This is a genomic window from Ilumatobacter nonamiensis YM16-303 (assembly GCF_000350145.1).
Lineage (GTDB): Bacteria > Actinomycetota > Acidimicrobiia > Acidimicrobiales > Ilumatobacteraceae > Ilumatobacter_A > Ilumatobacter_A nonamiensis.
The window spans coordinates 1-23096 of the sequence record NZ_BAOL01000225.1 but is presented as its reverse complement, the minus strand read 5'-3'; the positions used below and the strand labels follow the sequence as shown (position 1 = coordinate 23096).

22 protein-coding genes are annotated in these 23096 nt (G+C 66.2%); 16 read left to right on the top strand and 6 right to left on the bottom strand.

Annotated features, from left to right (window positions below):
* Positions 1-212 precede the first annotated feature (212 nt).
* The 12 genes from ON45_RS17890 to ON45_RS17835 all read left to right on the top strand — a co-directional run bounded on the left by ON45_RS17890 (position 213) and on the right by ON45_RS17835 (position 11882).
* Positions 213-578, top strand: a complete 366-nt coding sequence (locus ON45_RS17890) for an NADH-quinone oxidoreductase subunit A (RefSeq protein ID WP_040495681.1) — start codon at positions 213-215, stop codon at positions 576-578.
* Between the two features lie 63 nt (positions 579-641).
* A complete protein-coding gene (locus tag ON45_RS23840; RefSeq protein WP_040495680.1) occupies positions 642-1286 on the top strand; it encodes an NADH-quinone oxidoreductase subunit B in 645 nt (214 codons plus the stop codon).
* On the top strand, positions 1279-2127 hold the full coding sequence (locus ON45_RS21830; protein ID WP_158412500.1) for an NADH-quinone oxidoreductase subunit C: 849 nt from the start codon (positions 1279-1281) through the stop codon (positions 2125-2127). Before ON45_RS23840 ends, ON45_RS21830 begins: the two co-directional genes overlap by 8 nt.
* A complete protein-coding gene (locus tag ON45_RS17875) occupies positions 2124-3296 on the top strand; it encodes an NADH-quinone oxidoreductase subunit D (protein WP_040495678.1) in 1173 nt (390 codons plus the stop codon). Before ON45_RS21830 ends, ON45_RS17875 begins: the two co-directional genes overlap by 4 nt.
* Entirely contained in the window at positions 3293-4348 is a 1056-nt protein-coding gene (locus tag ON45_RS17870; RefSeq protein ID WP_040495676.1) for a complex I subunit 1/NuoH family protein, read from the top strand. The genes ON45_RS17875 and ON45_RS17870 overlap by 4 nt, the downstream gene beginning before the upstream one ends.
* The gene (locus ON45_RS17865; protein ID WP_040495675.1) at positions 4348-4827 is read left to right on the top strand and encodes a NuoI/complex I 23 kDa subunit family protein; all 480 of its coding nucleotides are present in this window, start codon (positions 4348-4350) and stop codon (positions 4825-4827) included. Before ON45_RS17870 ends, ON45_RS17865 begins: the two co-directional genes overlap by 1 nt.
* The gene (locus ON45_RS17860; protein WP_051063323.1) at positions 4824-5363 is read left to right on the top strand and encodes an NADH-quinone oxidoreductase subunit J family protein; all 540 of its coding nucleotides are present in this window, start codon (positions 4824-4826) and stop codon (positions 5361-5363) included. The genes ON45_RS17865 and ON45_RS17860 overlap by 4 nt, the downstream gene beginning before the upstream one ends.
* 3 nt (positions 5364-5366) lie before the next feature.
* Positions 5367-5666, top strand: coding sequence for an NADH-quinone oxidoreductase subunit NuoK (gene nuoK, locus ON45_RS17855; protein WP_040495674.1), 300 nt, complete (start codon positions 5367-5369; stop codon positions 5664-5666).
* A 4-nt stretch (positions 5667-5670) separates the two neighbouring features.
* Positions 5671-8229, top strand: a complete 2559-nt coding sequence (locus tag ON45_RS21825; RefSeq protein ID WP_051063322.1) for an NADH-quinone oxidoreductase subunit 5 family protein — start codon at positions 5671-5673, stop codon at positions 8227-8229.
* Between the two features lie 40 nt (positions 8230-8269).
* Positions 8270-9916: a complex I subunit 4 family protein gene (locus ON45_RS17845; RefSeq protein ID WP_040495672.1), complete on the top strand. Its 1647-nt coding sequence runs from the start codon at positions 8270-8272 to the stop codon at positions 9914-9916.
* A 5-nt stretch (positions 9917-9921) separates the two neighbouring features.
* Positions 9922-11454 (top strand): NADH-quinone oxidoreductase subunit N, encoded by a 1533-nt coding sequence (locus tag ON45_RS17840; RefSeq protein WP_241432244.1) that lies wholly within the window; start codon positions 9922-9924, stop codon positions 11452-11454.
* Between the two features lie 164 nt (positions 11455-11618).
* The gene (locus ON45_RS17835; protein ID WP_040495668.1) at positions 11619-11882 is read left to right on the top strand and encodes a hypothetical protein; all 264 of its coding nucleotides are present in this window, start codon (positions 11619-11621) and stop codon (positions 11880-11882) included.
* Between the two features lie 14 nt (positions 11883-11896).
* Here the strand turns inward: ON45_RS17835 and ON45_RS17830 are convergent, their stop codons facing one another.
* Together ON45_RS17830 and ON45_RS17825 are read right to left on the bottom strand one after the other, a co-directional pair.
* A complete protein-coding gene (locus ON45_RS17830; protein ID WP_083915131.1) occupies positions 11897-13114 on the bottom strand; it encodes an alanine/ornithine racemase family PLP-dependent enzyme in 1218 nt (405 codons plus the stop codon).
* Positions 13111-14229: an N-acetyltransferase DgcN family protein gene (locus ON45_RS17825; RefSeq protein ID WP_051063321.1), complete on the bottom strand. Its 1119-nt coding sequence runs from the start codon at positions 14227-14229 to the stop codon at positions 13111-13113. The genes ON45_RS17830 and ON45_RS17825 overlap by 4 nt, the downstream gene beginning before the upstream one ends.
* Positions 14230-14741: 512 nt before the next feature.
* Here ON45_RS17825 and ON45_RS17820 point away from each other — a divergent pair.
* Both ON45_RS17820 and ON45_RS17815 read left to right on the top strand, forming a co-directional pair.
* Positions 14742-15023, top strand: a complete 282-nt coding sequence (locus ON45_RS17820; protein WP_040495666.1) for a hypothetical protein — start codon at positions 14742-14744, stop codon at positions 15021-15023.
* 189 nt (positions 15024-15212) lie between these two features.
* Positions 15213-16196, top strand: a complete 984-nt coding sequence (locus tag ON45_RS17815) for an SAM-dependent methyltransferase (RefSeq protein WP_040495664.1) — start codon at positions 15213-15215, stop codon at positions 16194-16196.
* Positions 16197-16268: 72 nt separating this feature from the next.
* On the opposite strand, the gene ON45_RS17810 is transcribed toward ON45_RS17815, so the two are convergent.
* Entirely contained in the window at positions 16269-16529 is a 261-nt protein-coding gene (locus ON45_RS17810; RefSeq protein ID WP_040495662.1) for a hypothetical protein, read from the bottom strand.
* A gap of 35 nt (positions 16530-16564) precedes the next feature.
* Here ON45_RS17810 and acs point away from each other — a divergent pair, with 35 nt between their 5' ends.
* On the top strand, positions 16565-18517 hold the full coding sequence (gene acs / locus ON45_RS17805) for an acetate--CoA ligase (RefSeq protein ID WP_040495695.1): 1953 nt from the start codon (positions 16565-16567) through the stop codon (positions 18515-18517).
* A 27-nt stretch (positions 18518-18544) separates the two neighbouring features.
* Here acs and ON45_RS17800 read toward each other — a convergent pair whose 3' ends face one another.
* From ON45_RS17800 to ON45_RS17790, 3 genes are read right to left on the bottom strand one after another with little or no spacing between them, the layout of a single operon-like run.
* Positions 18545-19429, bottom strand: coding sequence for a TIGR03620 family F420-dependent LLM class oxidoreductase (locus ON45_RS17800; RefSeq protein WP_040495660.1), 885 nt, complete (start codon positions 19427-19429; stop codon positions 18545-18547).
* Positions 19426-19884: a gamma-glutamylcyclotransferase family protein gene (locus ON45_RS17795; RefSeq protein WP_148288756.1), complete on the bottom strand. Its 459-nt coding sequence runs from the start codon at positions 19882-19884 to the stop codon at positions 19426-19428. Before ON45_RS17795 ends, ON45_RS17800 begins: the two co-directional genes overlap by 4 nt.
* A 28-nt stretch (positions 19885-19912) precedes the next feature.
* Positions 19913-21760: a cation:proton antiporter gene (locus ON45_RS17790; protein ID WP_051063320.1), complete on the bottom strand. Its 1848-nt coding sequence runs from the start codon at positions 21758-21760 to the stop codon at positions 19913-19915.
* A gap of 56 nt (positions 21761-21816) precedes the next feature.
* On the opposite strand from ON45_RS17790, the gene ON45_RS17785 reads away from it, so the two are divergent.
* Complete coding sequence (locus ON45_RS17785; RefSeq protein WP_051063319.1) at positions 21817-23076, top strand: bifunctional alpha/beta hydrolase/OsmC family protein; 1260 nt, start codon at positions 21817-21819, stop codon at positions 23074-23076.
* The last annotated feature ends 20 nt before the right edge of the window (positions 23077-23096 follow it).

Here is a 23096-nt window from a genome sequence, read left to right as displayed (position 1 = left end):
CGGAGGGCGGGGGTCAGGCACGGATGGTGATGCCCTGCTCGTGGGTCTGATGCCGGCTCTGGCCGCCCGCAGGTGGCGAGTGCGGCGACGGTCGCAAGCGCACGCCGACACCGAGTGAGTTCACAACCCGCCCCGGGCGTGACATGCGGCGAGGAATCGGCGCGGCAGAGTTTGGGAGGGATTTCACAAGCCCTGGTATCTTCGGGGCCCGTATGTCGGATTTCCTTCGCGACTATCTCAACGTCGTCTGGTTCGCCGTGGCCGCCCTGGCCATCGGTGGGCTCCTGCTCGGCCTGGCCGCTGCGATTCGACCCTCGTTCCCGTCGGCGGAGAAGAACATCGCCTACGAATCGGGCGTCGATCCCGTCGGAATGGGCTGGTCGCAGAGCCAGATCCGCTACTACGTGTTCGCGCTGCTGTTCGTCATCTTCGATGTCGAAGCGGTGTTCCTCTTTCCCTGGGCGGCGAACATCGAGCGGTACGGCACCTTCGGTCTCGTGGTGATGCTCATCTTCATCGTGCTGCTGCTCGACGGCTTGGTCTACGCATGGAAGCGAGGGCTGCTCCGTTGGGTGTGACCGTGACACTGCGGACAGAGAAGTATGTGATGACCGGGTCGATCCGACAAGGAGTGCACTGACATGGGTCTCGTCGACAAGGGTCGGATGCCGGCCCCGCTCACCAAGCTGTTCAACATCAGCCGCTCCTACAGCATGTGGGTGTACCAGTGGGGCCTCGCGTGCTGCGCCATCGAGATGGGCGCCGCGTTCGCGTCGCCGCGCTACGACGTGATGCGCCTCGGCGTGATCCCGCTCCCGGCCAGCCCGCGCCAGGCCGACTTCGTGTGCGTGTCGGGCACGGTCACCGACAAGATGGCGCCGGCCGTGAAGCGCCTGTGGGAGCAGATGCCCGAGCCGAAGTACGCGATCTCGATGGGGTCGTGCGCGAACTGCGGTGGCCCGTACTGGGACAGCTACTCGGTCACCAAGGGTGTCGATCAGATCATTCCGGTCGACGTGTACGTCCCCGGCTGCCCGCCTCGTCCCGAAGCGCTGCTCGAAGGCATCGTCCTGCTCCAGCAGCGGATCAAGAACGAGGACATGCAGGCCAAATGGAAGGGTGACGAGTTCACCACGCTGCAGGCCAAGCGCCAGGCCGAGCGCGGCGAACTGCACGCCGGCGATCCGACGGGACAGTCGACGCACGACATCTCGACCGACCCGCAGCCGATCCCCGAGCGGGATCGCCCGGAACCCATCGTCGTGGGCGGTGGCCCCATTGAGTGACACCGAGACGACCGACGACGCAGCCGCGGAAACTCAGGCGTTGCCGGGCGATGGCCTCCGTGAAGGCATCGTCGACGACCTCCGAGCCCGCATCGGCGACGCGCTGATCGAGTTCGAGATCGACCCCAACACCGACCTCACCGTCCGCGTCGCCACCGACGCGTGGGCCGAGACCGCGGCGGCGTTGAAACTCGCCGGGTTCTCGTTCTTCTCGTTCCTGTCGGCGATCGACTGGATGCCGTCGCCCTATGGCAAGGGTGAGGATGATCCGACGGTCGAGAAGGAACCGATCGACATGACGATCAAGCAGGGCGTCTGTGGCGGCGAGACGCGCATGCAGGTGTTCGCACGGCTGACCGACCTCGATCGGCACGTCGGCATCACGATCAAGGCCGACGTCGCCGACGATCACCAGGTCGTCGATTCGTGGACCGGCTCGTACGCCGGCGCGAACTGGCACGAGCGCGAATGTCACGAGATGTTCGGGATCGGCTTCAACGGTCACCCGGACCTGCGCAACATGTACCTCCCCGGCGATTTCGAAGGGCACCCGTTGAAGAAGGATTTCCCGCTGCTGGCGCGCATGGTCAAGCCATGGCCCGGCATCGTCGATGTCGAACCGATGCCCGAGAAGGCCGAAGAGATCAAGGACGAGCCGCTGCCGCTGACCGATGAGGACGGTGCCATCGATGTCGATGCGACCGTCGAGGCCACCGGCGACGACGCATCACCGCCCGATCCGGACGCGACCACCGCGGTCGCGGCGGCGACGGGTGACGAAGCGACGCACGTCGGCGAGGCCGACGAGTCCGACGGCGAGAAGGCGGACGACGAGTCATGACGGAGTTGTCCGAGCGGCAGCAACTGAGCTACATCGCGTCGCAGGCCGCTGACGCGCGCTTGAACGTCGAGCTCGAGACCGAGGGGATGACCCTCAACATCGGGCCGCAGCACCCCGCAACGCACGGCACGCTGCGGATCATCGCGCGCCTCGACGGCGAGCAGGTCGTGTGGGCCGAGCCGTCTGCCGGCTACATGCACCGCGGGTACGAGAAGCTCACCGAGGTCCGTACCTTCCCGCAGGTCACGACGCTGATCAACCGCATCGACTGGCTCGGCAGCTTCGCCAACGAGGTGCCGTTCATCCTCGCCGCCGAGAAGCTGATGGAGATCGAGGCGCCGCCGCGCGCCCAGGTCATCCGCACGATCCTGTTCGAGTTGTCCCGGATCGCGAACGTGTCGCTGTTCCTCGGTGACCTCGGTGTCCAGATGGGCGCGACCACCCCAGCGTTCCTGGCGTTCCGTGACCGCGAGTACGTCCTCAACCTGATCGAGAGCGCGACCGGCGGTCGGTTCCACCCCAACTTCGACCGCATCGGTGGTCTCAAGGACGATCTGCCGAAAGGCTGGATCAACGAGACGACCGCCGTCGTGAAGCGACTGATCGGGTTCTGCGACGAGAACGAGGACCTGCTCTTCGGCAACGAGATCTTCCAGAGCCGCATGCGCGGGATCGGCGTGATCCCCGCGCACGTCGCCGAGGAATACGGCCTGTCGGGTGCGAACCTGCGCGCCAGCGGCGTCGACTACGACCTGCGGCGCGACAACCCGGTGGGTCTCGCGTGGGACAAGGCCGACTGGAAGGTCTGGACGCACCCCGACGGGGACTCCTGGGCGAGGTGCTGGATCCGACTGCAGGAGACGCGAGAGTCGTGCAAGATCGTGTTGCAGCTGCTCGAGCAGATCCCGGCCGGTCCGATCATGACCAAGGTGCCGCGCATCATCAAGGTGCCGGAGGGCGAGGCCTATGTCTCGACGGAGAACCCGCTCGGTGAGATGGGGTACTACGTGGTCTCGAAGGGCGACCTCGGACCGTTCCGGGTGAAGATCCGCTCTGCCAGCTTCAACAACATCAGCATCACGCCGTGGGTCCTGAAGGGCGTCTACGTGCCCGACATCATCACGATCCTCGCCAGCCTCTACTTCATCCTCGGAGACATCGACCGATGATCAGTGTCCTCGCTGTCGAGATCCCGTACTGGGGACAGTCGCTGCTGCGCGTCCTCGGTGGACTCGTCGCCGTCCTGTTGCCCGCCGGCGCGATCGTCTACCTGTTCCTGTTCAAGATGATGTCGTTCATGCAGAGCCGGCTCGGTCCGATGGAGGCTGGTCCCTACGGATCGATGCAGCTCCTGGCCGAGGTCGGCAAGTGGCTGCAGAAGGAAGACATCTCCCCGGACAACGTCGACAAGACGGTCTTCAAACTGGCTCCCGTCGTCGTTCTGCTCTCGACGTTCCTGCTGATCGTCGTCGTGCCGTTCGGTCCCGAGGCCGTGTTCGCCGATCTCGATGCCGGGGTGTTCTACTTCCTCGCCGTCGGTTCGGTGAGCGTGCTCGGCATCCTGATGGCGGGCTGGGCGAGCGCGAACAAGTACTCGCTGCTCGGTGGTCTCCGTGCCGCCGGTCAGCTGATCGCCTACGAACTGCCGATGGTCCTGGCGACGCTCGGTGTCGTCATCCAGGCGGAGTCGATGAACCTCAACCGGATCGTCGAAGTCCAGAACACCGAGGCGATCTTCGGGTTCGAGTGGCTCGGCAACCCGTTCGTCATCACGCAGTTCCTCGGCTTCCTGATCTTCATGATCGCGGTCCAGGCGGAGCTGACCCAGCCGCCGTTCGACATGCCGATCGCCGAATCCGAACTCGTGTCGGGCTACATGACCGAGTACTCGGGCTTCCGTTTCCTGATGTTCTTCATCGCCGAGTTCGCCACCGCAGGCGTGTTCGCGTTCATCGCTGCGACGTTGTTCCTGGGCGGCTGGGGCGTGCCGTTCGAGTGGTTCGGCTGGGACAACCTCGACGACGTGTCCTGGTGGATGAACATCGTCGGTCCCTTGATCCTCTTCACGAAGATGCTCGCCCTGGTGTTCGTGATCATGTGGGTGCGCTTCACCTACCCCCGTTTCCGTGAGGACCAACTCCAGACCTTCGCCTGGAAGTTCCTCATCCCCCTCTCGCTCGCCAACATCGCCGTCACGGCGATTCTGAAGGTGGCTGTCTAATGCCAAAGGTTCCTGGTCTGGTCAAGGGTCTGGGCGTCACGCTCGGCATCTTCGGACGTACCGTCAAGGACGGCGCGAACACCGTGCAGTACCCGCACGAGAAGGAGTCGCCGCCGATCCGCGCGCGTGGCGTGATCGCGCTCCACGAGGACAACTGCACGGCGTGCATGCTCTGCTCGCGCAGTTGCCCCGACTGGTGCATCTACATCGAAGGCCACAAGCAACTCGCGCCGCCGCGACGTGCCGGTGGCAAGCCGCGCCAGGTGAACCACCTCGACCGCTTCGACATCGACTACGCGCTCTGCATGTACTGCGGGATCTGCGTCGAGGTGTGCCCGTTCGACGCGCTCTTCTGGAGCCCCGAGTACGAGTACTCCGAGCCGAAGATCGCCGACCTCCTGCACGACAAGGAGAAGCTGGGCGAGTGGATGGAGACCGTTCCCGAGGCGCCTGAACTCGAAGCCGGGGCGGGCAAGTGAACGCAGTGCTCCTCGCTGCCGACGGCGTGAACGTCGCGCAGAACATCGGCTTCGGCATCATCGCCGCAGGGATGATCTTCGCCGCGCTCTGCGTCGTGTCGACGAAGAACGTCGTCCACGCCGCGCTGTGGCTCGTCGTGGTCCTCGGAGGCGTGGCCGCCCAGTACGTCCTCGCGGCAGCGGAGTTCGTCGCCGTATCGCAGGTGATGGTCTACATCGGCGCCGTGATGGTGCTGTTCCTGTTCGGCATCATGCTCACCCGCGCGAAGATCGGCGAAGAGTCGGGGCTGAACAACAAGGGTTGGGCCATCGGGATCCCGGTCGCGGTCGTCCTCTTCGGACTGCTGGCGTGGGCTGTGCTCGACACCTACGGCGACGACACGATCGCCGAGCCGCAGCTCACCGGGGCGAACAACGAGTCGACGGTCGACATCGCCGACCGCGTCCTCTCGCCGTACCTCGCGCCGTTCTTCGGCATGACCTTCGTCCTGCTCGCCGCCGCGATCGGCGCCATCGTCCTGGCTCGGAAGGACTGACCGATGCTCGCTGCCAACTTCCTCCTGCTCGCCGCCGTGCTGTTCTGCATCGGGGTGTTCGGTGTCATCGCGCGTCGCAACGCCGTGATGGTGCTCATGTCGATCGAGCTCGTGCTGAACTCCGTGAACCTGAACCTGGTCGCGTTCGCGCTGATGAACGACGACGTCGACGGGCAGGTGTTCGCACTCTTCGTGATCGCGATCGCTGCCGCCGAAGTCGGTGTCGGTCTCGCCATGGTGCTGCTCATCTATCGCAACCGTCGCTCCATCTCGCTCGACGAACTCTCGGAACTGAAGGGCTGATCCGGTGCTCGCCGCAGAAGAAGTACAACACGCGCTCGACCTGAGCTCCGGCTGGTTCCTCGAGAACCTCTGGCTCGTCGCGCTCATCCCCGCCGTCGCGTTCGCGCTGATCATGATGTTCGGCAAGAAGATGCCGAACGGTGGTTCCGAGTTCGGACTCGCCTCGATGGCCGCTTCGCTCGTCATCGCGACCGGCGCCGGGATCCAGTGGATGGCCCGCGTCAACTCCGGCGACGCCGAGGAGGGTGGCGAACACGCCATCGGGTTGCTCCAGACGTTCGGTCGGTCACTGCCTCGCGCGTCCGAGGGTGGAGAGGTCGAACCGTTCATCGAACCGGTCGTCACGTCCTGGGTGTGGTGGCAGAACTCGGGCCTCGAGTTCGGGATCGGCTCGTTCGCCGACGGCCTGTCGGTGCTGTTGCTCTGGCTCGTCGCCTTCATTTCCCTGCTCGTCCAGATCTTCAGTATCGACTACGTCCGTGACGACCGTCGATACACGCAGTTCTTCGGTGCGCTGACCCTCTTCTCGGCCGGCATGCTCGTCATGGTCATGGCCGAGAACATGGTCCAGCTCATCTTGGGCTGGGAGATCATGGGCCTCTGCTCGTTCATGCTGATCGGCCATTGGTGGGAGGACGCAGCCAACTCGAAGGCCGCCCTCAAGGCGTTCTTCACCGTGCGCGTCGGCGACATCGGCCTGCTGGTCGGCACCGCGGTCATCTACTTCGCGTCGAGCGACTGGATCGCCGAGAACTCACCCGGAGCGAACGGCTTCGACATCGCCGCGATCCAGGCATGGGCGCTCTCCGGCGATTCGTCGGCCAGTGGAGCCGCGATCCTCGTCGGCGCGACCGCGCTGTTCATCGCCTGCATCGGCAAGTCCGGTCAGTTCCCGCTGCACACCTGGCTACCCGACGCGATGGCGGGACCCACCCCGGTCTCCTCGCTGCTCCACTCGTCCACCATGGTCGTCGCCGGCGTGTTCCTCGTCGCCCGGATCTACCCGGTCTTCTGGGAAGCGTTCAACATCGCCAACGGTGGGCTGTCGTTCATCGCGATCATCGGAGCGATCACGATCGTCATCGCGGCACTGCTCGCGTTCGTGCAGGACGACATCAAGAAGGTTCTCGCGTATTCGACCGTGAGCCAGCTCGGCTACATGATGCTCGGCCTCGGTACCGGCGCCTGGCTCCCGGCCGTCTTCCACGTGTTCACCCACGCGTTCTTCAAGTGCTGCCTCTTCCTGTGCGCCGGATCGATCAGCCACTCCGGATCGCATCACTCCTTCGACATGAAGAAGGACATGGGCGGCCTGCGCAAGAAGATGCCCGTCACCTTCGCTGCGTGGTGCGTGTCCACGCTCGCACTCACCGGTGTGTTCCCGTTCGCCGGGTTCTGGTCGAAGGACGAGATCATCGACAACGTCGGCAACAACGGCTACACGGTGCTGATGTGGGTCGGCCTCTTCGGTGCCGCGCTCACGGCGATGTACATGACCCGTTCCACGTACCTCACCTTCTTCGGTGAGCCGCGCGGTGCTGCAGCCGGACACCACTTCGAGGACCACGTCGGCGACCACGACCTCACGGTCGAGGAGCACGAGCCGGAGCTGGCGATGGCCGGTGGCCCGATGGTCGATGTGCACGACGAGCCGACGCCACGGTCACTGTCGGCCGCAGCCAACGTCGACACGGTTGATCACGGTCACGACGACGGCGGCCACGACGACCATCACGGCGAGGACCATGGCCCGCACGAGTCGGGCAAGCTGATCCTCGTTCCGGTCGTGATCCTGGCGTTCCTCGCCACGTTCTCGGGCTTCACCAACGCGACACCCCTGGGCGAGTCGTGGGAGTACGTCAAGAAGTACGTCGAGCCACGACCCGTCGCGGTCGCGATCGAGTCGATCCCGCACAGCGGACCGGGTGAAGGGGTTTCGTACTTCGTCCCCGGTATCGCCGAGGCCGACGAAGGCGACGAGGGAGGCGACCACGGCCACAGTGAAGGCTGTGGTCTCACGACGCCGCCCGAGGGCTCGGCCTGCTTCTTCCCGGCGGTCACCCACGCCACGCCGACGCTCGCGAAGATCGCGCTGTCGCTCGTGGTGGTCGCCATCGGGTACGCGATCGCGATCAGTTTCTGCCTCGCGTTCTACAAGCGACGGGACAAGCGCCTGGTCGGGCTCACCGAACGCAGCAGGGTCGCTCGTGCGGGCCACAAGTTCTTGGTCAACAAGTACTACCTCGACGCCCTCTACGAGAACGTCATCGTCCGGGCCGTCGCCCACCCGATCGCGAACGCCGCCTACTGGGTCAACCAGAAGGTGCTCGACGCCACCGTCGACGCGGTGGGCGAGGGCGGCAAGCGCACCGGGCAGTGGGTGTACGAAAACATCGACCAGAAGGTCGTCGATGGGGCCGTCAACGGGTCCGGCACGGTGGCGTCCGAGACCGGGCACGGCCTCCAGCGCACACAATCCGGCAAGATCAATCAGTACGGCGGACTGCTCTTCGGCGCTGCCGCCGTCGCCGCCATCGTCCTCGTCATCGTCAACGTCGGCTGAATCAGCACGGCATCCTGAGATCAACTGAAGAACTGAGATCATGAACAACCTCACCGACAACAACTGGATTCTGAGCGTCGGCACCTTCCTGCCGCTGCTCGGCGCCCTGGCCATCATGTTCGGCACGAGCCGGGACGACGAGCGGACACCGAAGGTCATCGGCATCTTCACCGCCGGCGCAACCCTCGCGATCGGCATCGCCACGCTGGTGCTGTTCGACTACGACCAGTCCCAGAACCTGCAGTTCTTCGTCGATGCCGAATGGATCGAGGTCATCTCGTCCGGCTACACGATCGGCCTCGACGGGATCAGCCTGCCGCTGTACTTCCTGTCGATGGCCGTCACCTTCCTGGTGATGATCTACTCGTGGGACAACATGCCCGAGGCGGGGAATCCGAAGGCGTTCTACTCCCTGATGCTGATCCTGCAGACCGGGATGGCGGGCACGTTCATCGCCCAGGACCTGATCCTCTTCTTCGTGTTCTTCGAGGTGGTCCTCCTGCCGATGTACTTCATGATCGGCGTCTGGGGTGGCGAGCAGCGCAAGTACGCATCGCTCAAGTTCTTCCTCTACACGATGTTCGGCTCGGCGTTCATGCTCGTCGCGTTCCTGGCGATCTTCTTCCAGACCGGCGGCGAGAGCTTCAGCTTCGCCTGGCTGTACGAGATGGGCGCCGGCATCGACCGGGACGTCCAGATCTGGATCTTCGCCGGCATGTTCCTCGGATTCGCCGTGAAGGTGCCGATGTTCCCGTTCCACACCTGGCTGCCCGATGCCCACACGCAGGCGCCGACGCAGGGCTCGGTCATCCTGGCCGCCATCCTCCTCAAGCTCGGGACGTACGGCTTCGTCCGGATCGCGCTGCCGATGCTCCCGCAAGGGGCCGAGGCGTGGGCGCCGGTGATCGGCATCCTCGCCGTGATCGGCATCATCTACGGAGCGCTCGGCTGCCTCGCACAGACCGACATGAAGCGCCTGATCGCGTTCTCGTCGGTCGCCCACATGGGCTTCGTGATGCTCGGCATCTCGACCCTGACGACGTTCGGCATCAACGCCGCCCTGTTCGGCATGGTCGCCCACGGATTGATCACCGGCATGCTCTTCTTCGTCGCCGGTTCGATCAAGCACCGCTACCACACGCTCGAGATCAGCCGCCTCAGCGGCATGTTGATCCAGATGCCGAAGATGGGCTGGATCCTCGGTTTCGCCGCCATGGCGTCGCTCGGGCTTCCCGGACTCGCCGGATTCTGGGGCGAGTTCCCGGCGATCCTGTCGGCGTACAACCCGCATCCGGCGCTCAACGAGACGTTGTTCCGCACGCTGATGGTGATCGCCGCCGTCGGGACCGTGCTCGCTGCGGCATACCTGCTCTGGTTGTACCAGCGCACCGCCTTCGGTGAGCCGACCGAGGAGTTCGCCGGTCACTCCGATGCCGAGCACGAAGCGGCCGCCCACGCCGGTCACGACAGCCACGGTGTCGCCCACTCGCTCAGCTCGGCCGCCAACGTCGACGCCGACGAGCATCACGACGACATCCACGACGTCCAGCCGACCGAGTGGATCGCCTGGACCCCGTTCCTGATCGCGATCGTCGTCTTCGGCGTGTACCCGCAGCTGATGTTCAAGGTGCTCGACCCGGCCGTGACCCAACTCGTCAACACCATCTCGGCCGGCATCCCGCAATGATCGGAATGATCTCGTCGCTCCTCGCGCAGGCCGACTGGTCGTCGCCGCCGATCGACTGGCACGCGATCGCGCCCGAGCTGATCCTGGTCATCGGGATCAACGTGGTGCTGTTGATCGACCTGAACCTCGCCGAGTCCAAGAAGTGGATGATCGCGACGCTGACGGGCATCGTCATGCTGCTGGCGTTCATCCCGGTGGTGACGCTCGGTCTGGAGCTCGACGGGGTCCCGCGAGAGTTGTTCGACGGTCGGTACGTGATCGACGAGTACGCGTTGGTGCTCAAGGCGCTGTTCCTGCTCGTCGGCTACGTCGTCGTGCTGATGAGCCAGAACGCGCTCGAGGACGGCGGCTACTACCAGGGCGAGTTCTACGTGCTGATGCTCTGCTCGATCCTCGGCATGGTGATGATGGCGTCGTCGCGTGACCTCATCAGCATCTTCGTCGCACTCGAGCTGCTCTCGATCCCCGGCTACATGATGGCGGCGTGGAAGAAGCGGTCGTCGGTGTCGAACGAGGCGGGCGTGAAGTACTACCTGATGGGCGTGTTCGCGTCGGGCATCATGCTGTTCGGCATGTCGTACCTGTACGGCGCGACGGGAACCACGGCGCTCACGGGCGAGGAAGGTCTGGGAGCCCTGCTCACCGATGGCAGCCTCAGCGGACTCGAAGTGATCGGCATCGTGTTCGTGCTCGCAGGGTTCGCGTTCAAGATCTCGGCGGTGCCGTTCCACTCCTGGGCGCCCGACACCTACGAGGGCGCGCCCACCCCGGTGACCGCCTTCTTCTCGGTGGCGTCGAAGGCGGCGGGCTTCACCGCCCTGATGACCCTCGTGTTCCTCGCGTTCCCGAACGCCAGCGACGTCTACGGACCGATGCTCTGGGTGCTCGCTGCACTCACCATGACCGTCGGCAACGTGCTCGCGCTGCGCCAGACCAACATCGTGCGCATGTTGGCGTACTCGTCGATCAGCCAGGGTGGGTTCATCCTGATGCCGCTCGCCTACGCGGGTGACGTCGACGCCGGCGGGTCCGCGCTCAACGCCGTGGTCGTCTACCTGCTCGTGTACGCGTTCATGAACCTCGGCGCGTTCGCCGTGGTGATCGCCGTGTCACGCAAGACGCAGAGCGGTGAGATCTCGTCGTTCGGCGGTCTGTTCAACTACGCCCCCGGCTTGGCGGTGGCGATGACGGTGTTCATGGCATCGCTCGCCGGCATCCCCCCGCTCGGTGGCTGGTTCGCCAAGTTCAACGCCTTCAAGGCCGTGCTCGACGCCGACACCACCTCCGCCTACGTGCTGGCATGCATCGCGGCGGTCAACACCGTGATCTCGGCGGCGTACTACTTCCGGGTGCTGCGCACCGTGTGGGTCGACGACGTCCCGGACGGCAACACTGCGCCGATCAATCCGCCGTCGCCGATCATCGCGGCGCTGGGCATCACCGTGATCGGCACCATCGCCGTCGGTGTGTACCCCCGCCTGGTCGCCGGCTTCGGAAACCTCTCCGACCTCGCCGGCACCGTTCCCCTCCTCGGCTGAGTTCGTCGAGGGTTCCACCGCGGCTCGTTCCACCTCCGCCGCCCGGTCCGGTCCCTGTCGACCGATAGCATGGCGGCTGATCGTCGACGCGTCCCGTGCACTTCGGGAAGCCCTCCTCGTCAACCCGCGGGACATCCGTTCCGCATCTACCGAAACGAGTTGGAATGGCAGCGTCCAAGAAGAAGCCGAGCAGCACCGTCTGGTACGACGGCGACACTCCGTTCGAGGATCTCGAGCCGAGCAAGCAGGTTGCTCACGAGATCGTCGATTTCCATCGAGATCTCGCGCCGTCCGTCGATCGCATCATGACCGCGGATCTCACCGAGACCCAGCGGCACCACGCCATCGGCCTGTTCCAGACGGCGCTGGGTGCCGAAGACGACCCGCATCGCGACCCACGCGTCGCGATCGCCGCGGCCTCCGACTGATCCGGGACCGTCGCTCAGCGATCGGACCGCGGCGCGGCGCCGGCGGCGGGGCGCATCGCGGGAACGATCGTCAGGTTCGCGGTGCGCCGACCGACCGTCGTCCCGCCTTGGTTGCCGGCTCGGCCTCTGCTCGACACCGAGATGGTTGTCCGGTCGGCTCGGTCTCGGCGCACTTCCTTGTGTACGAACGGTGAGGTCATCGAACGGAGCAGCGCGGAGTAGCCGGGCTCGAAACGGATCTCGTCGCCGGCGACCATCTTCACGCTGGTCTCGACCATGAGATGGTCGCTGCTGGCCGCGAGCACGGTCACGCCAGCCGTGGTCCGCAGGTCGCGGGGGTCCGTGTCCTGACGGCCGACGGCGACGATGGTCTGCCAGATCGAGTGGTCGCCGCCGTCATCGTTCGGCTCGGTGTCGGTTTCACCGAACGCGTTCTGGCCGGCCCGTCCCCAGGGGCGGCTGGGCTTGCGCCTCGACTCGATGACCTCGCCGATCAGCGTGATCGCATCGGTGTGCAATCCGACGAGCGGCTGACGACGCAGGGGGTCGCGCCCGAGCAGGATCGCCTCGCCCAGGCGCAGATTGTTCACCCGCCCGAGTTGTTCGGCGGTCGACAGCCAGCCGAGGTTGGCCGAGTTGCCGCCCGACACGGTGCGGAGTTCGATGCCGAACGCCGACTCGACGCTGTCCGCGAGGTCCGAGAGCTCGCCCATGTTCTGGCGGCTGGGCTCGATGCCGTTGCGGCAGGCGAGGTTCGTTCCGATCCCCTCCAGACGAAGCGTCGGTCGGCGCAGGACGTGTCGCACCGTCTCGTGGAGTTCCGCCGACATCACCCCGTCGCGGAGATCGCCGAGTTCAACCATCACGATCACGTCGTGGATCCGGCCGCACAACCGGGCCGCGGTCGCGAGCGCGGTGAGGACATCGGTGTCGGAGTTCATGCTCGTGGTGTCGGCGCGCGCCACGCGGTCGACCTGACTCGGCATCGGCGACCGGATCAGCGTCATGGGCGAGTGGACGTGGGCGTGCCGCATCCGCTCGATGTTCTCGATGCGCGAGTCGCCGAGGCCGACGACACCGGCGACGACGAGCGTTCGTGCCAGCCGGGCGTCGCCGAGCAACGCCTTGGTGACCCCGGTGATCGACACCCCACGTTCACCGGCGAGGGCGACGAGGTGGCGGGCATTGTCGCCGATCTTGTCGAGGTCGATGTCGAGGCGCAGCCCGCTCATCGTGCAGCGACCGGTGCGGCGAGTAGGTCGGGGAACGCCGCCAGGACCATGTCGACCAGACGGTCGGGTGGTCGGGTGAGCGCGTCCGTTGCCGGGATCTGGAGTTCGGCTTCGTACAGGGTGATCGCGGCGGAGACCTCGCTGTCGGTCATGCCCTCGTGGTTGATCGTCAATCCGATGACCCGGGTGTCGGCGAATGTCTCGATCAGGTTGATCTCGCTGGCTGGCGTCGGCATCGGGAAGGCGGGAAAGTCGCTGATCATCGAACGGGCGGGCGCGTGCTGGAGGATGACCCCAGCCGGTCGACTCCCGCGCAGGATGGCCGTCGAGCTCAGGTAGGTCGGATGGCTGAGCGCTCCCTGGCCCTCGACCACGATGAGATCGGGATGCTCCGTTTCGAAGGCGCCGACCACGGCCGCCTCGAGTTCGCCGGCAACGAATTGTGCGGGAACGGCGTCGAGCGCGACCCCGTGGGCGGCGCCCTGGATCAGGCTCGTCTGACCGGTACCGACGAGGACCGTGTGCAGTCCACGCGCGTTGAGCGCGCGGACCAGGATCGTGGCGGTCGTGCGTTTCCCGATCGCACCGTCGGTGCCGAGCACGGCGATCCGGGGACAGCTCACACCGAGGATGCTCCCGTCGAACATGTGCAGGTCGGCCTTCTCCTTCGGGCGCCGGACGTCGGCGATCACGACGTTGTTGATCGCGGCGGTCGCCGCGAACTCCGGGTCATCGTTCAGGAACTCGTGCAACCCGTTGACGATGCCGAGGCCGTGACTCATCGCGTCGAGCAGCACCGCCCGCTGGGCGACCGACAGCAGACCGCTCGTCGGGGCGACTCCGACGATCAACAGCTCGGGCGGCGAGCCGGCGCCGGTCAGCGCGTCGTCGAGATCGGTGCAGCACGGAATCCCCACCGGTGTTCCGTCGAGCACCTCGCCGGCGTCTCGGCCGGCCTGCGTGTGGTCGATGACCGAGATGATCTCGTACCGCTCGCTGTGGCGGACGAGACCGTTCGCGGTCTTGCCGTCGATCGTGCCGAGGTGCGCGTCGCAGTAGACGATGGCCCGGGGGCGGCGCAGGAGGGAACGTTGGGGGTCGGACGATTCGAACATGTGGACTCCTCGAAGTCGGTTTCAGAGGAGGCAACGAATTGTTCGGCGGATCGACGAAGGTCGAAGGGTCGGATGTCAACGAGATGTCCCCACCAAGCAAGTGGAACGCCTGAAGAACACTACGTTCACTTCGCGGAGAACGTCGGTGTCGCCTGTCCGGTTCCGCGCGACCGGTGGACCCGACGGTCACGTGGTACGGTGATGTTCCGCCGACTCACCGGGGACCTCTTCTGACGCTCGATCCACGCGGTCGACACGATGCGGTCGCCTCCTCTGAGCCCCAGCTCACAGGAGACCCATGCTGCCACCAGCCCGAGAGCGATCCGCCGAAACCGACCGGTCGACTGACGCGCACCCCGGCCCGTACGAGTCGCTCCGCCATCCGTGGATCCGCGTCGTCGACAATCGCGAGGACGGCGAGGACAACCGCGGCATCGAACCACCAGTCGTGCCGACTCTGGATCGAGCAGCATGATGATCGTGCAGCTGCCCCGCACCACCGAGGATCGCTCGTGATCCTGGCGTACTGGAACGCGTTGCGTGTGAACGATGACGTCGTCGTCCACGACGACGACCACGTGGGCTTCGCGCTGTCCTCCGGCACGGTGACGGCCGTCGAGAGTCGACGTGGGTCCAATGGGGTGACCGTTCGCATCACGAACGCCGACGGAACCGGTCGCAAGGTCCACCCCAAGCGACTCGCCACCCACCTCCACACCGGCGACAGCCGGCTCGAGTGTTGGCGGTGCGAACGCCGAACCGGCCCGAGAAACCCGAGTCTCGGACGACCGTGATCGCGGTCGGCTCGACCGGCCGACCGATGGACTGCTCCAGCTCCTGACGGCGCCGACCTGATCGGCACCGCCTCCCTCGGAGCGTCGCTGTTCCTCCCGCGGGAGAACTTCGGCCACGTGCGGGAAGAAAATTCGCTTGCGAGGGCGAGCAGGGGGTGGGAAGGAGCCGGGAGGTGCCAGCCTGTCGGGGTGAGCGATGCCGTCCCGATTCCGTTCGACCAGTTCATGGAACAGGCGCTGTACGGCCCTGAGGGGTTCTACATGCGAGTCGACGGGGGGAGTGCCGGCCGTCGCGGCGACTTCCTGACCTCGCCCGAGGTCGGGCCGCTGTTCGGGACCGTGCTCGCCACCTACCTCGACTCCGAGTGGGAACGGCTCGGGCACCCGGACCCGTTCACCGTGGTCGACGCCGGTGCCGGCCCGGGGACGCTCGCCCGCTCGATCCTCGCCGCTGCGCCCGCCTGTCTCGATTCGATGCGGTACATCACCGTCGAGGTCTCGGAGGCTCAGCGCGAACGACATCCCGACGGGGTGGAATCGCGGTCCGACCTTCCCGACGGCCCGATCGAGGGAGTGATCATCGCCAACGAGCTGCTCGACAACCTGCCGTTTCGACTTGCGGTGTTCGACGGGGCGTGGCGCGAAGCCTTCGTCGACACCAACGGGGAACGCCTCAGCGCTCCGTTCGAGCACGTGCCGGCGGTGCTGCCCGGGAACGCACCGCACGGCGCCCGTGCGCCACTGACCGATCGCGCAGCGGATTGGATCGATCGTGCCCGGTCGATCGTCGGTCGAGGTTCGGTCGTGGTGATCGACTACGGGGTCCCCCGCACGAGCGAGCTCGCGCTCCGGCCATGGCGGGACTGGTTGCGGACCTATCGCGGAAACGAACGCGGAGATCACTACCTGCACGCGCCACGGACGCAGGACATCACGACCGATCTCTGTTTCGATCAGCTTCCGGAAGCCGATGCGCTGCGGACGCAGGCTCAGTTCCTCCAACTCCACGGGATCACCGACCGCGTCGAGGAGGGTCGCCGTCACTGGGAGCAACACGCGGCGCGTCCCGACCTCGAGGCAATGCGGATGCGCAGTCGGATCAGCGAGGCCGAAGCGCTGCTCGATCCGGACGGACTCGGCGGATTCCTCGTGGCCGAGTACCGCTCCGGCTGACCCCGGCGCTCCCGACCGACCGGCAGCACATTTCGGGAGATTCAGCCCGACGTCGACCAGTTTCTCCACGTTCTACTTCTTCGCGGAGTCGGAGGATTTCGACACCGCGCTCCAACCCGGCGATTCGTTCACGATCTGCGCCCGTTCGTCGAGAACGACATCCAGGCACGCGATCGTGACGATGATGTCGTCGCGGAGACACTCGACATCCCGCCGACGGATCAGACCCCGAACCTGAGCGACGGCCAGCCCTGACCGACTCCGTTCGATTCTCGTGAACAGTTCGCGCACGGGGCGCGGGAACAGATCACGAGATCGGAACGGGGGCGCCATCGGTGTGGTTCCGATCGGTGTTCTACGATCGGACCATGAGTGACGAACAGCACGACACGATCGACGCACTGAGTTCGGAGAACCGCACGTTCGCGCCGTCCGACGACTTCAAGGCGACGTCGCTCGTCGTCGACACGTCGCTGTACGACGAGGCGAACACGAACGACGAGGCGTTCTGGGCGCGTCAGGCGACCGAACTCGTCGATTGGGAGCAGGAGTTCGACACCGTCCTCGACTGGCAGTTGCCGGACGCGAAGTGGTTCGAGGGCGGCACGTTGAACGTGTCGTACAACTGCCTCGATCGCCACGTGGCGGCGGGCCGCGGCGACAAGGTCGCATTCCACTGGGAAGGCGAACCAGGCGACAAGCGCACGATCACCTACCAGGCCCTCCTCGACGAGGTGAGCCAGTTCGCCAACGTCCTGAAGGGGCTCGGCGTGAAGAAGGGCGACCGGGTCAACATCTACCTTCCGATGATCCCCGAGGCCGCAGTCGCGATGCTTGCGTGTGCGCGCATCGGCGCACCCCACAGCGTGGTCTTCGGCGGGTTCTCCAGTCAGTCGCTGAGTGATCGGATCAACGACGCCGAAGCAAAGGTGTTGATCACCGCCGACGGTGGCTACCGCCGCGGTGAGGTCTTCCCGCTCAAGCCCGCCGCCGACGAGGCGTGTGAGTCGACGCCGAGTATCGAGCACGTGGTCGTCGTCCGCCGCGGCGGCAACGACGTCACGATGGTCGACGGGCGCGACGTGTGGTACCACGAGCTGATGGAGGGAGCGTCCACCGACTGCCCCGCCGAGCCGATGGAGGCCGAGCACCTGCTCTTCCTGCTGTACACGTCGGGCACGACCGGCAAGCCCAAGGGCATCATGCACACGACCGGTGGATACCTCACCCACGTCACCTACACGCACAAGTACGTGTTCGATCTGCAGCCCGAAACCGACGTCTTCTGGTGCACCGCCGACGTCGGCTGGATCACGGGCCACAGCTACATCGTCTACGGACCGCTGTCGAACGGCTGCACCCAGGTGATGTACGAGGGCGTCCCGAACTACCCGGCCAATGACCGTTTCTGGGAGATCGTCGAGGAGTACGGCGTGACGATCTTCTACACCGCGCCGACCGCGATCCGCACGTTCATGAAGTGGGGCGCGGACGAGCCGGCGAAGCACGACCTCTCGTCGCTGCGGCTCATCGGGACGGTCGGCGAGCCGATCAATCCCGAGGCGTGGATGTGGTACCACGAACACATCGGCGGTGGGAGGTGTCCGATCGTCGACACCTGGTGGCAGACCGAGACGGGCGGCATCATGATCAGCCCGCTGCCGGGAGCGACCACCACGAAGCCGGGATCGGCCACGTTCCCGCTCCCGGGCGTGAGTACCGAGCTCGTCGATGACGACGCCAACGTCGTGCCGGTCGGTGGCGGCTACCTCACGCTCACCCGACCGTGGCCAGGCATGCTGCGCGGGATCTGGGGGGACCCGGAGCGCTATCAGGAGACGTACTGGTCACGTTTCCCCGACCGCTACTTCGCGGGTGACGGCGCCAAGCTCGACGACGATGGCTACCTGTGGCTGCTCGGGCGTGTCGACGACGTGATGAACGTGTCCGGCCACCGCATCTCCACGACCGAGGTCGAGTCGGCGCTCGTGTCGCACCCGTCGGTCGCCGAGGCAGCGGTCGTCGGAGCGAACGACCCGACGACAGGGCAGGCGGTGTTCGCCTACGTGATCCTGCGCGGCGGTGCCGACACGGACGAAGCGACGCTCCGGGCACACGTCGCCGAGGAGATCGGTGCGATCGCGCGGCCGAAGCGGGTGTTCATCACGCCGGATCTTCCCAAGACGCGCTCCGGCAAGATCATGCGGCGCCTGCTGCGCGACGTCGCCGAGGGCCGCAACATCGGTGACACGACCACGCTCGCCGACGCGTCGATCGTCGACGAACTCCAAGCCAAAGCAGCCGAGTCCACCGCCGACTGATCGGTCGCTCGCCCGCGAACCCCGGGGTCAACCGGACGGGGCGAGCGCCCGCAACGCGTTGCGGTCGAGGGTGGTCGGACCCTCGGTCGACAGCGGCTGGATGCACACGTGCGTCGCCCCGGCGTCGTAGTGCGCCTGGATACCGGCGCGGACGCGGTCCTCGTCGCCCCAGATGACCACGGCATCGATGAAGCGGTTGTCGCGCTGCTCGATCTCGTCCTCGGTGAACCCGAGTCGCTTCCAGTTGTTGCGGTAGTTCGGAAGGTCGGCGTAGATCTGGATCGCGGCCCGAGCCGCCTCACGCGCGGCGTCCGCATCGGTCGACAGACAGATCTTCTGCTCGACGCAGAGCAGGGCGTCGGGACCCATGATCTCGCGCGCTTGCGCGGTGTGCTCGGGCGTCGTCCAGTACGGGTGCGCTCCGTCGGCGGCGGTTCCGGCGAGTTCGAGCATCTTCGGACCGAGCGCTGCGAGCACGATCGGGACGGGTTCGGCGGGTGCCGGACCGCGGAAGGGTTGGGACTCGATCGCGGCGACGTACTCGCGCATCTGCGTGAGCGGCTTGGAGTAGTCGAGCCCGCGGAGCCCGGCGACCATCGGTCCGTGGCTGACACCGAGGCCGAGGATGAATCGGCCGCCCGACTGCTCGCCGATGGTGTTCATCACCTGCTTCATCGGACCGGGGTGACGATGGAAGATGCTGGCGATGCCGGTCGCGAACGTGAGCGTGGAGGTCTGGGACGCGAGCCAGGCGATGTGCGCGAACGGATCGCGACCGACCGTGTCGGGAAGCCAGAGCGTCGAGTAGCCGAGCGATTCGACCTCGCCGGCGAACTCGGCCGCCTCCCCGGAGCTCATCCCGTCGGTGAAGTACCAGATTCCGGGGGTGGACAGATTGTCGCGAGGGCTCATGGAGCGAGCGTAGATCGCGCCGGCTCCGGGGATCCGAACGAGGGCGGCACGAGGCCGCGGTGCGCGAACCAGTCCCCGCTGTCGATCGGAGTCAGATCCAGGTCGCTGCCGTACTCGTACGCGTACGCCGTCACCCCTCGGCCGGTGACGACGAGGACACGTCGATAGCGTCCGCCGACGGTGTCCTCCTCCCGGTCGAGGACGTCGAGGCAATCGCCGAGGGAGTGCGCGAGCAGCCGGTAGGTCTGCCCGGCGATGAGCCCACCGGGAATCGCGCGTTCGTCGAAGATCGCGGCCGGGTAGTCGAGTCCGGTGTCGAAGAGTTGCCCGTCGACGGTGTCGGGCCAGCCCTCGTCGACGACGTACGGCTCGAGGAACTGCCACCGCACATCGCCCGGGCGGAGCGTCCCGTAGACGAAGACGTGGTCGACCGATGGCGTGTCCGGTCGCGTCATCTCGCGCTCGGGAGCCACGGCCCGCCGGTCACGAGGCCTCGGTCTCGGCGTTGTCCGGAGTGCGGCGCTCCTCGATCGAGCGTTGCAACCTCGGTGCGGCGAGGCCGATCACCTCGCCGGTCTCGGGCAACGGATCGTTGTGACAGATGAAGGCCATCTCGCCTTCCTCGATCCGTGCGAGCGGGATGAACTGTTGCTCGCCGAACGCCTCGACGATGAGCGAGTCGGCGGGTTCGCCGATCACCCGCCAACCCTGGCGGGAATGTTCGTCGAGTGCGGAGTAGGTCAGTCCGTCGATGCCGATGATGCGGCCGAGGTACTCCTCGGGAACCGCCGTCTGGCCGCTCCGGCGCTTTCCGGGTGCGAGCTGGAACACCTCGCGGCGGCCGAAGACGCGAGAGAACCGGCCGGTCGACAGTGCGTTGACCTCGTCGTTCGAGGTGACCGCGAGCAACTTTCCGATGCCGCGGAGGTCGAGGCTCTCCGTGGCGTTCTCGGCCAAGCCGCTCATTCGGCGCGCGCTCAATCCCTGAGCGATCGCTCGCGTCACGTTGTACGGGTCGGTGTCGATCAGCAGCGTCTTGATCTCGCGCTTCTTGAGTTCGGTGGCGATGCCGCGCGCCGTGGCGTGCGAGCCGACGATCAACACGCCGTCGGCCTCTGCTTCGGCAAGGCCGAGCATCCGCGCCGCCGGCCCCGCCACGAATCCGTAGACGACGATCGTGCCGATGATCATCAGGAAGACGATCGGGACGATCTTGTCGGCGTCGGGAACGTTCTCCTCCTCGAGCCGGAGCGCGAAAATCGCGGACACGGCGGCGGCGACGATGCCCCGCGGTGCCATCGTCGTGAGGAAGATCCGCTCGCGCCAGCTCAAGGAGGTGCGCACGGTCGAGACGAGCACGGTCAATGGGCGGGCGATGAAGACGAGCGCTGCCAGGAACACGAGCGCCGGAAGCGCGACATCACGCAACGCGTCGGCCTCGATGCGCGCCGCGAGCAGGATGAACAACGCCGAGATCAAGAGGGTGCGCAAGCTCTCGTTGAACTCGAGCACCTGCCGGATCGTGGACGACTCCCGGCGGGCGAGGTAGATGCCGACCACGGTGACCGCGAGCAGGCCGGACTCCTCCTGGATCTCGTTGGACGCCACGTAGCTGGCAACGACGAACGCGAAGGTCATCGGCACCGCGAGCTGGTCGGGAATGAGGAAGCGCTTCAGTGCGGTGTCGAGGAGGAACGCGGTCGCGAGGCCGAGTCCGATGCCGGCGAAAAGGGTGAGACCGACGATGCCGACGAGGCTGAGCACGGCTTCCTCGGTCTCGTCGGCCAGAACGAGTTCGAAGGCGACGAGTGCCGCCGTGGCCCCGATCGGGTCGATCAGGACACCTTCGGCGCGCAGAATCGGCCCGGTGGTGCCCGACGGGCGCACGAATCGTAGGAGTGGACCGACCACGGTCGGCCCGGTGACGACGAGGACGGCGGCGAGCACGATGGCGGCTTCGTTCGAGATGCCGAAGATCTCACGGGCGAAGTACCACGAGGCGACGCCGGTGACGATCGCACCGATCGAGATCAGCCGTCGGACCACGGTGCCGGTGTTGCGCAACTCGCGTGGCGGAAGGTCGAGGCCACCCTCGAACAGGATGAGCGCCACCGACAGCGAGACGAGCGGGAACAGCGTGTCGCCGAGCAGCTCGTCGGGTTCAAGGACGCCGAACACCGGTCCCAGGGCCAGGCCGGCGACGAGCAGGGCGATGATCGACGGGATCTGCGTGCGCCACGCGATCCACTGGGCGACCATGCCGGTACCGACGATCAATGCAAGCGTCGGGCCGATCGAGGACGCACCGGCGGCGAGGACGACTGCGTTCATGACCGAGCCCTCGCCATCCGACGTGAGCGTAGTCCAGGGATCGGTAGCGTCGACCCATGACGGCGATGAAACCGGCCAGAACCGAACATGTCACGTTTCCGGGTGGCGACGGTGATCTGCTCGCCGCGAGACTCGATTTTCCGGCGGGTCCTCCCCGGGCGTTCGCCCTGTTCGCGCACTGTTTCACCTGTGGAAAAGACCTTCGTTCGGCGGGCCGCCTCGCCGCCGCTCTGACCGAATCGGGGTTCGCGGTGTTGCGGTTCGACTTCACCGGTCTCGGTTCGAGTGAAGGCGAGTTCGCGAACACGAACTTCTCGTCCAACACGGCGGATCTCGTCGCAGCGATCGATTGGCTGCGGCGCGAGCATGCGGCACCGCAGATCCTGGTCGGTCACTCGCTCGGTGGGGCGGCGGTGTTGGCGATCGCGGGCGATGTGCCCGAGGTGAACGCGGTCGTCACGATCGGTGCGCCGTCGGACACGGAACACCTGACGGCGCTGTTCACCGAATCGATCGACGAGATCGCGACGGCCGGCGAAGCCTGCGTCTCGTTGGCCGGACGCCCGTTCACGATCACCCAGGACTTCGTCGCGGACCTCAGCGAACACCGCGTCCTCGAACGTGTCGAGATCATGCGCAAGCCGTTGCTCGTGATGCATTCACCGGTCGATGAGACGGTCGGGGTCGACAATGCCGCCGAGATCTACACCCACGCTCGCCATCCCAAGAGCTTCGTCTCGTTGGACGGCGCCGACCATCTCCTGAGCGACGCGGGCGATGCCCGGTTCGCCGCCGCGATGATCGCCGCGTTCGCGACGCGTCACGTCAGCGACGAGAGTGGCGCGCTCGATGCGCCCGGGCCGACGACGTCGGTCGTCGTCGCGGAGACCGGTCAGGGTCCGTTCCTCAACCATGTCGTCGTCGGCAACCACCGCTTTCTCGCCGACGAACCGGAATCGATCGGTGGCTTCGACGCCGGACCCTCGCCCTACGATTTCCTCGGCGCAGCCCTCGGTGCGTGCACGTCGATGACACTGCGGATGTACGCGAGCCGAAAGAGTCTGCCGCTCGACCGAGTGAGCGTCGACGTCAGCCACGACCGGGTCCACGCCGACGACTGCGCGGACGCCGTCGATGATGCGGGGTCCGATCGCACCGGTCTGATCGACCAGTTCGAGCGGGTGATCCAACTCGAAGGTGCAGAGCTCACCGATGCCGACCGTGACGCGTTGCTCTCGATCGCGGACCGGTGCCCGGTGCACCGCACGCTGGAGTCGTCGAGCAGCATCGTCACCCGGCTGGCACCGAACTCGTGAACAGTTCGCGCACGGAGCGC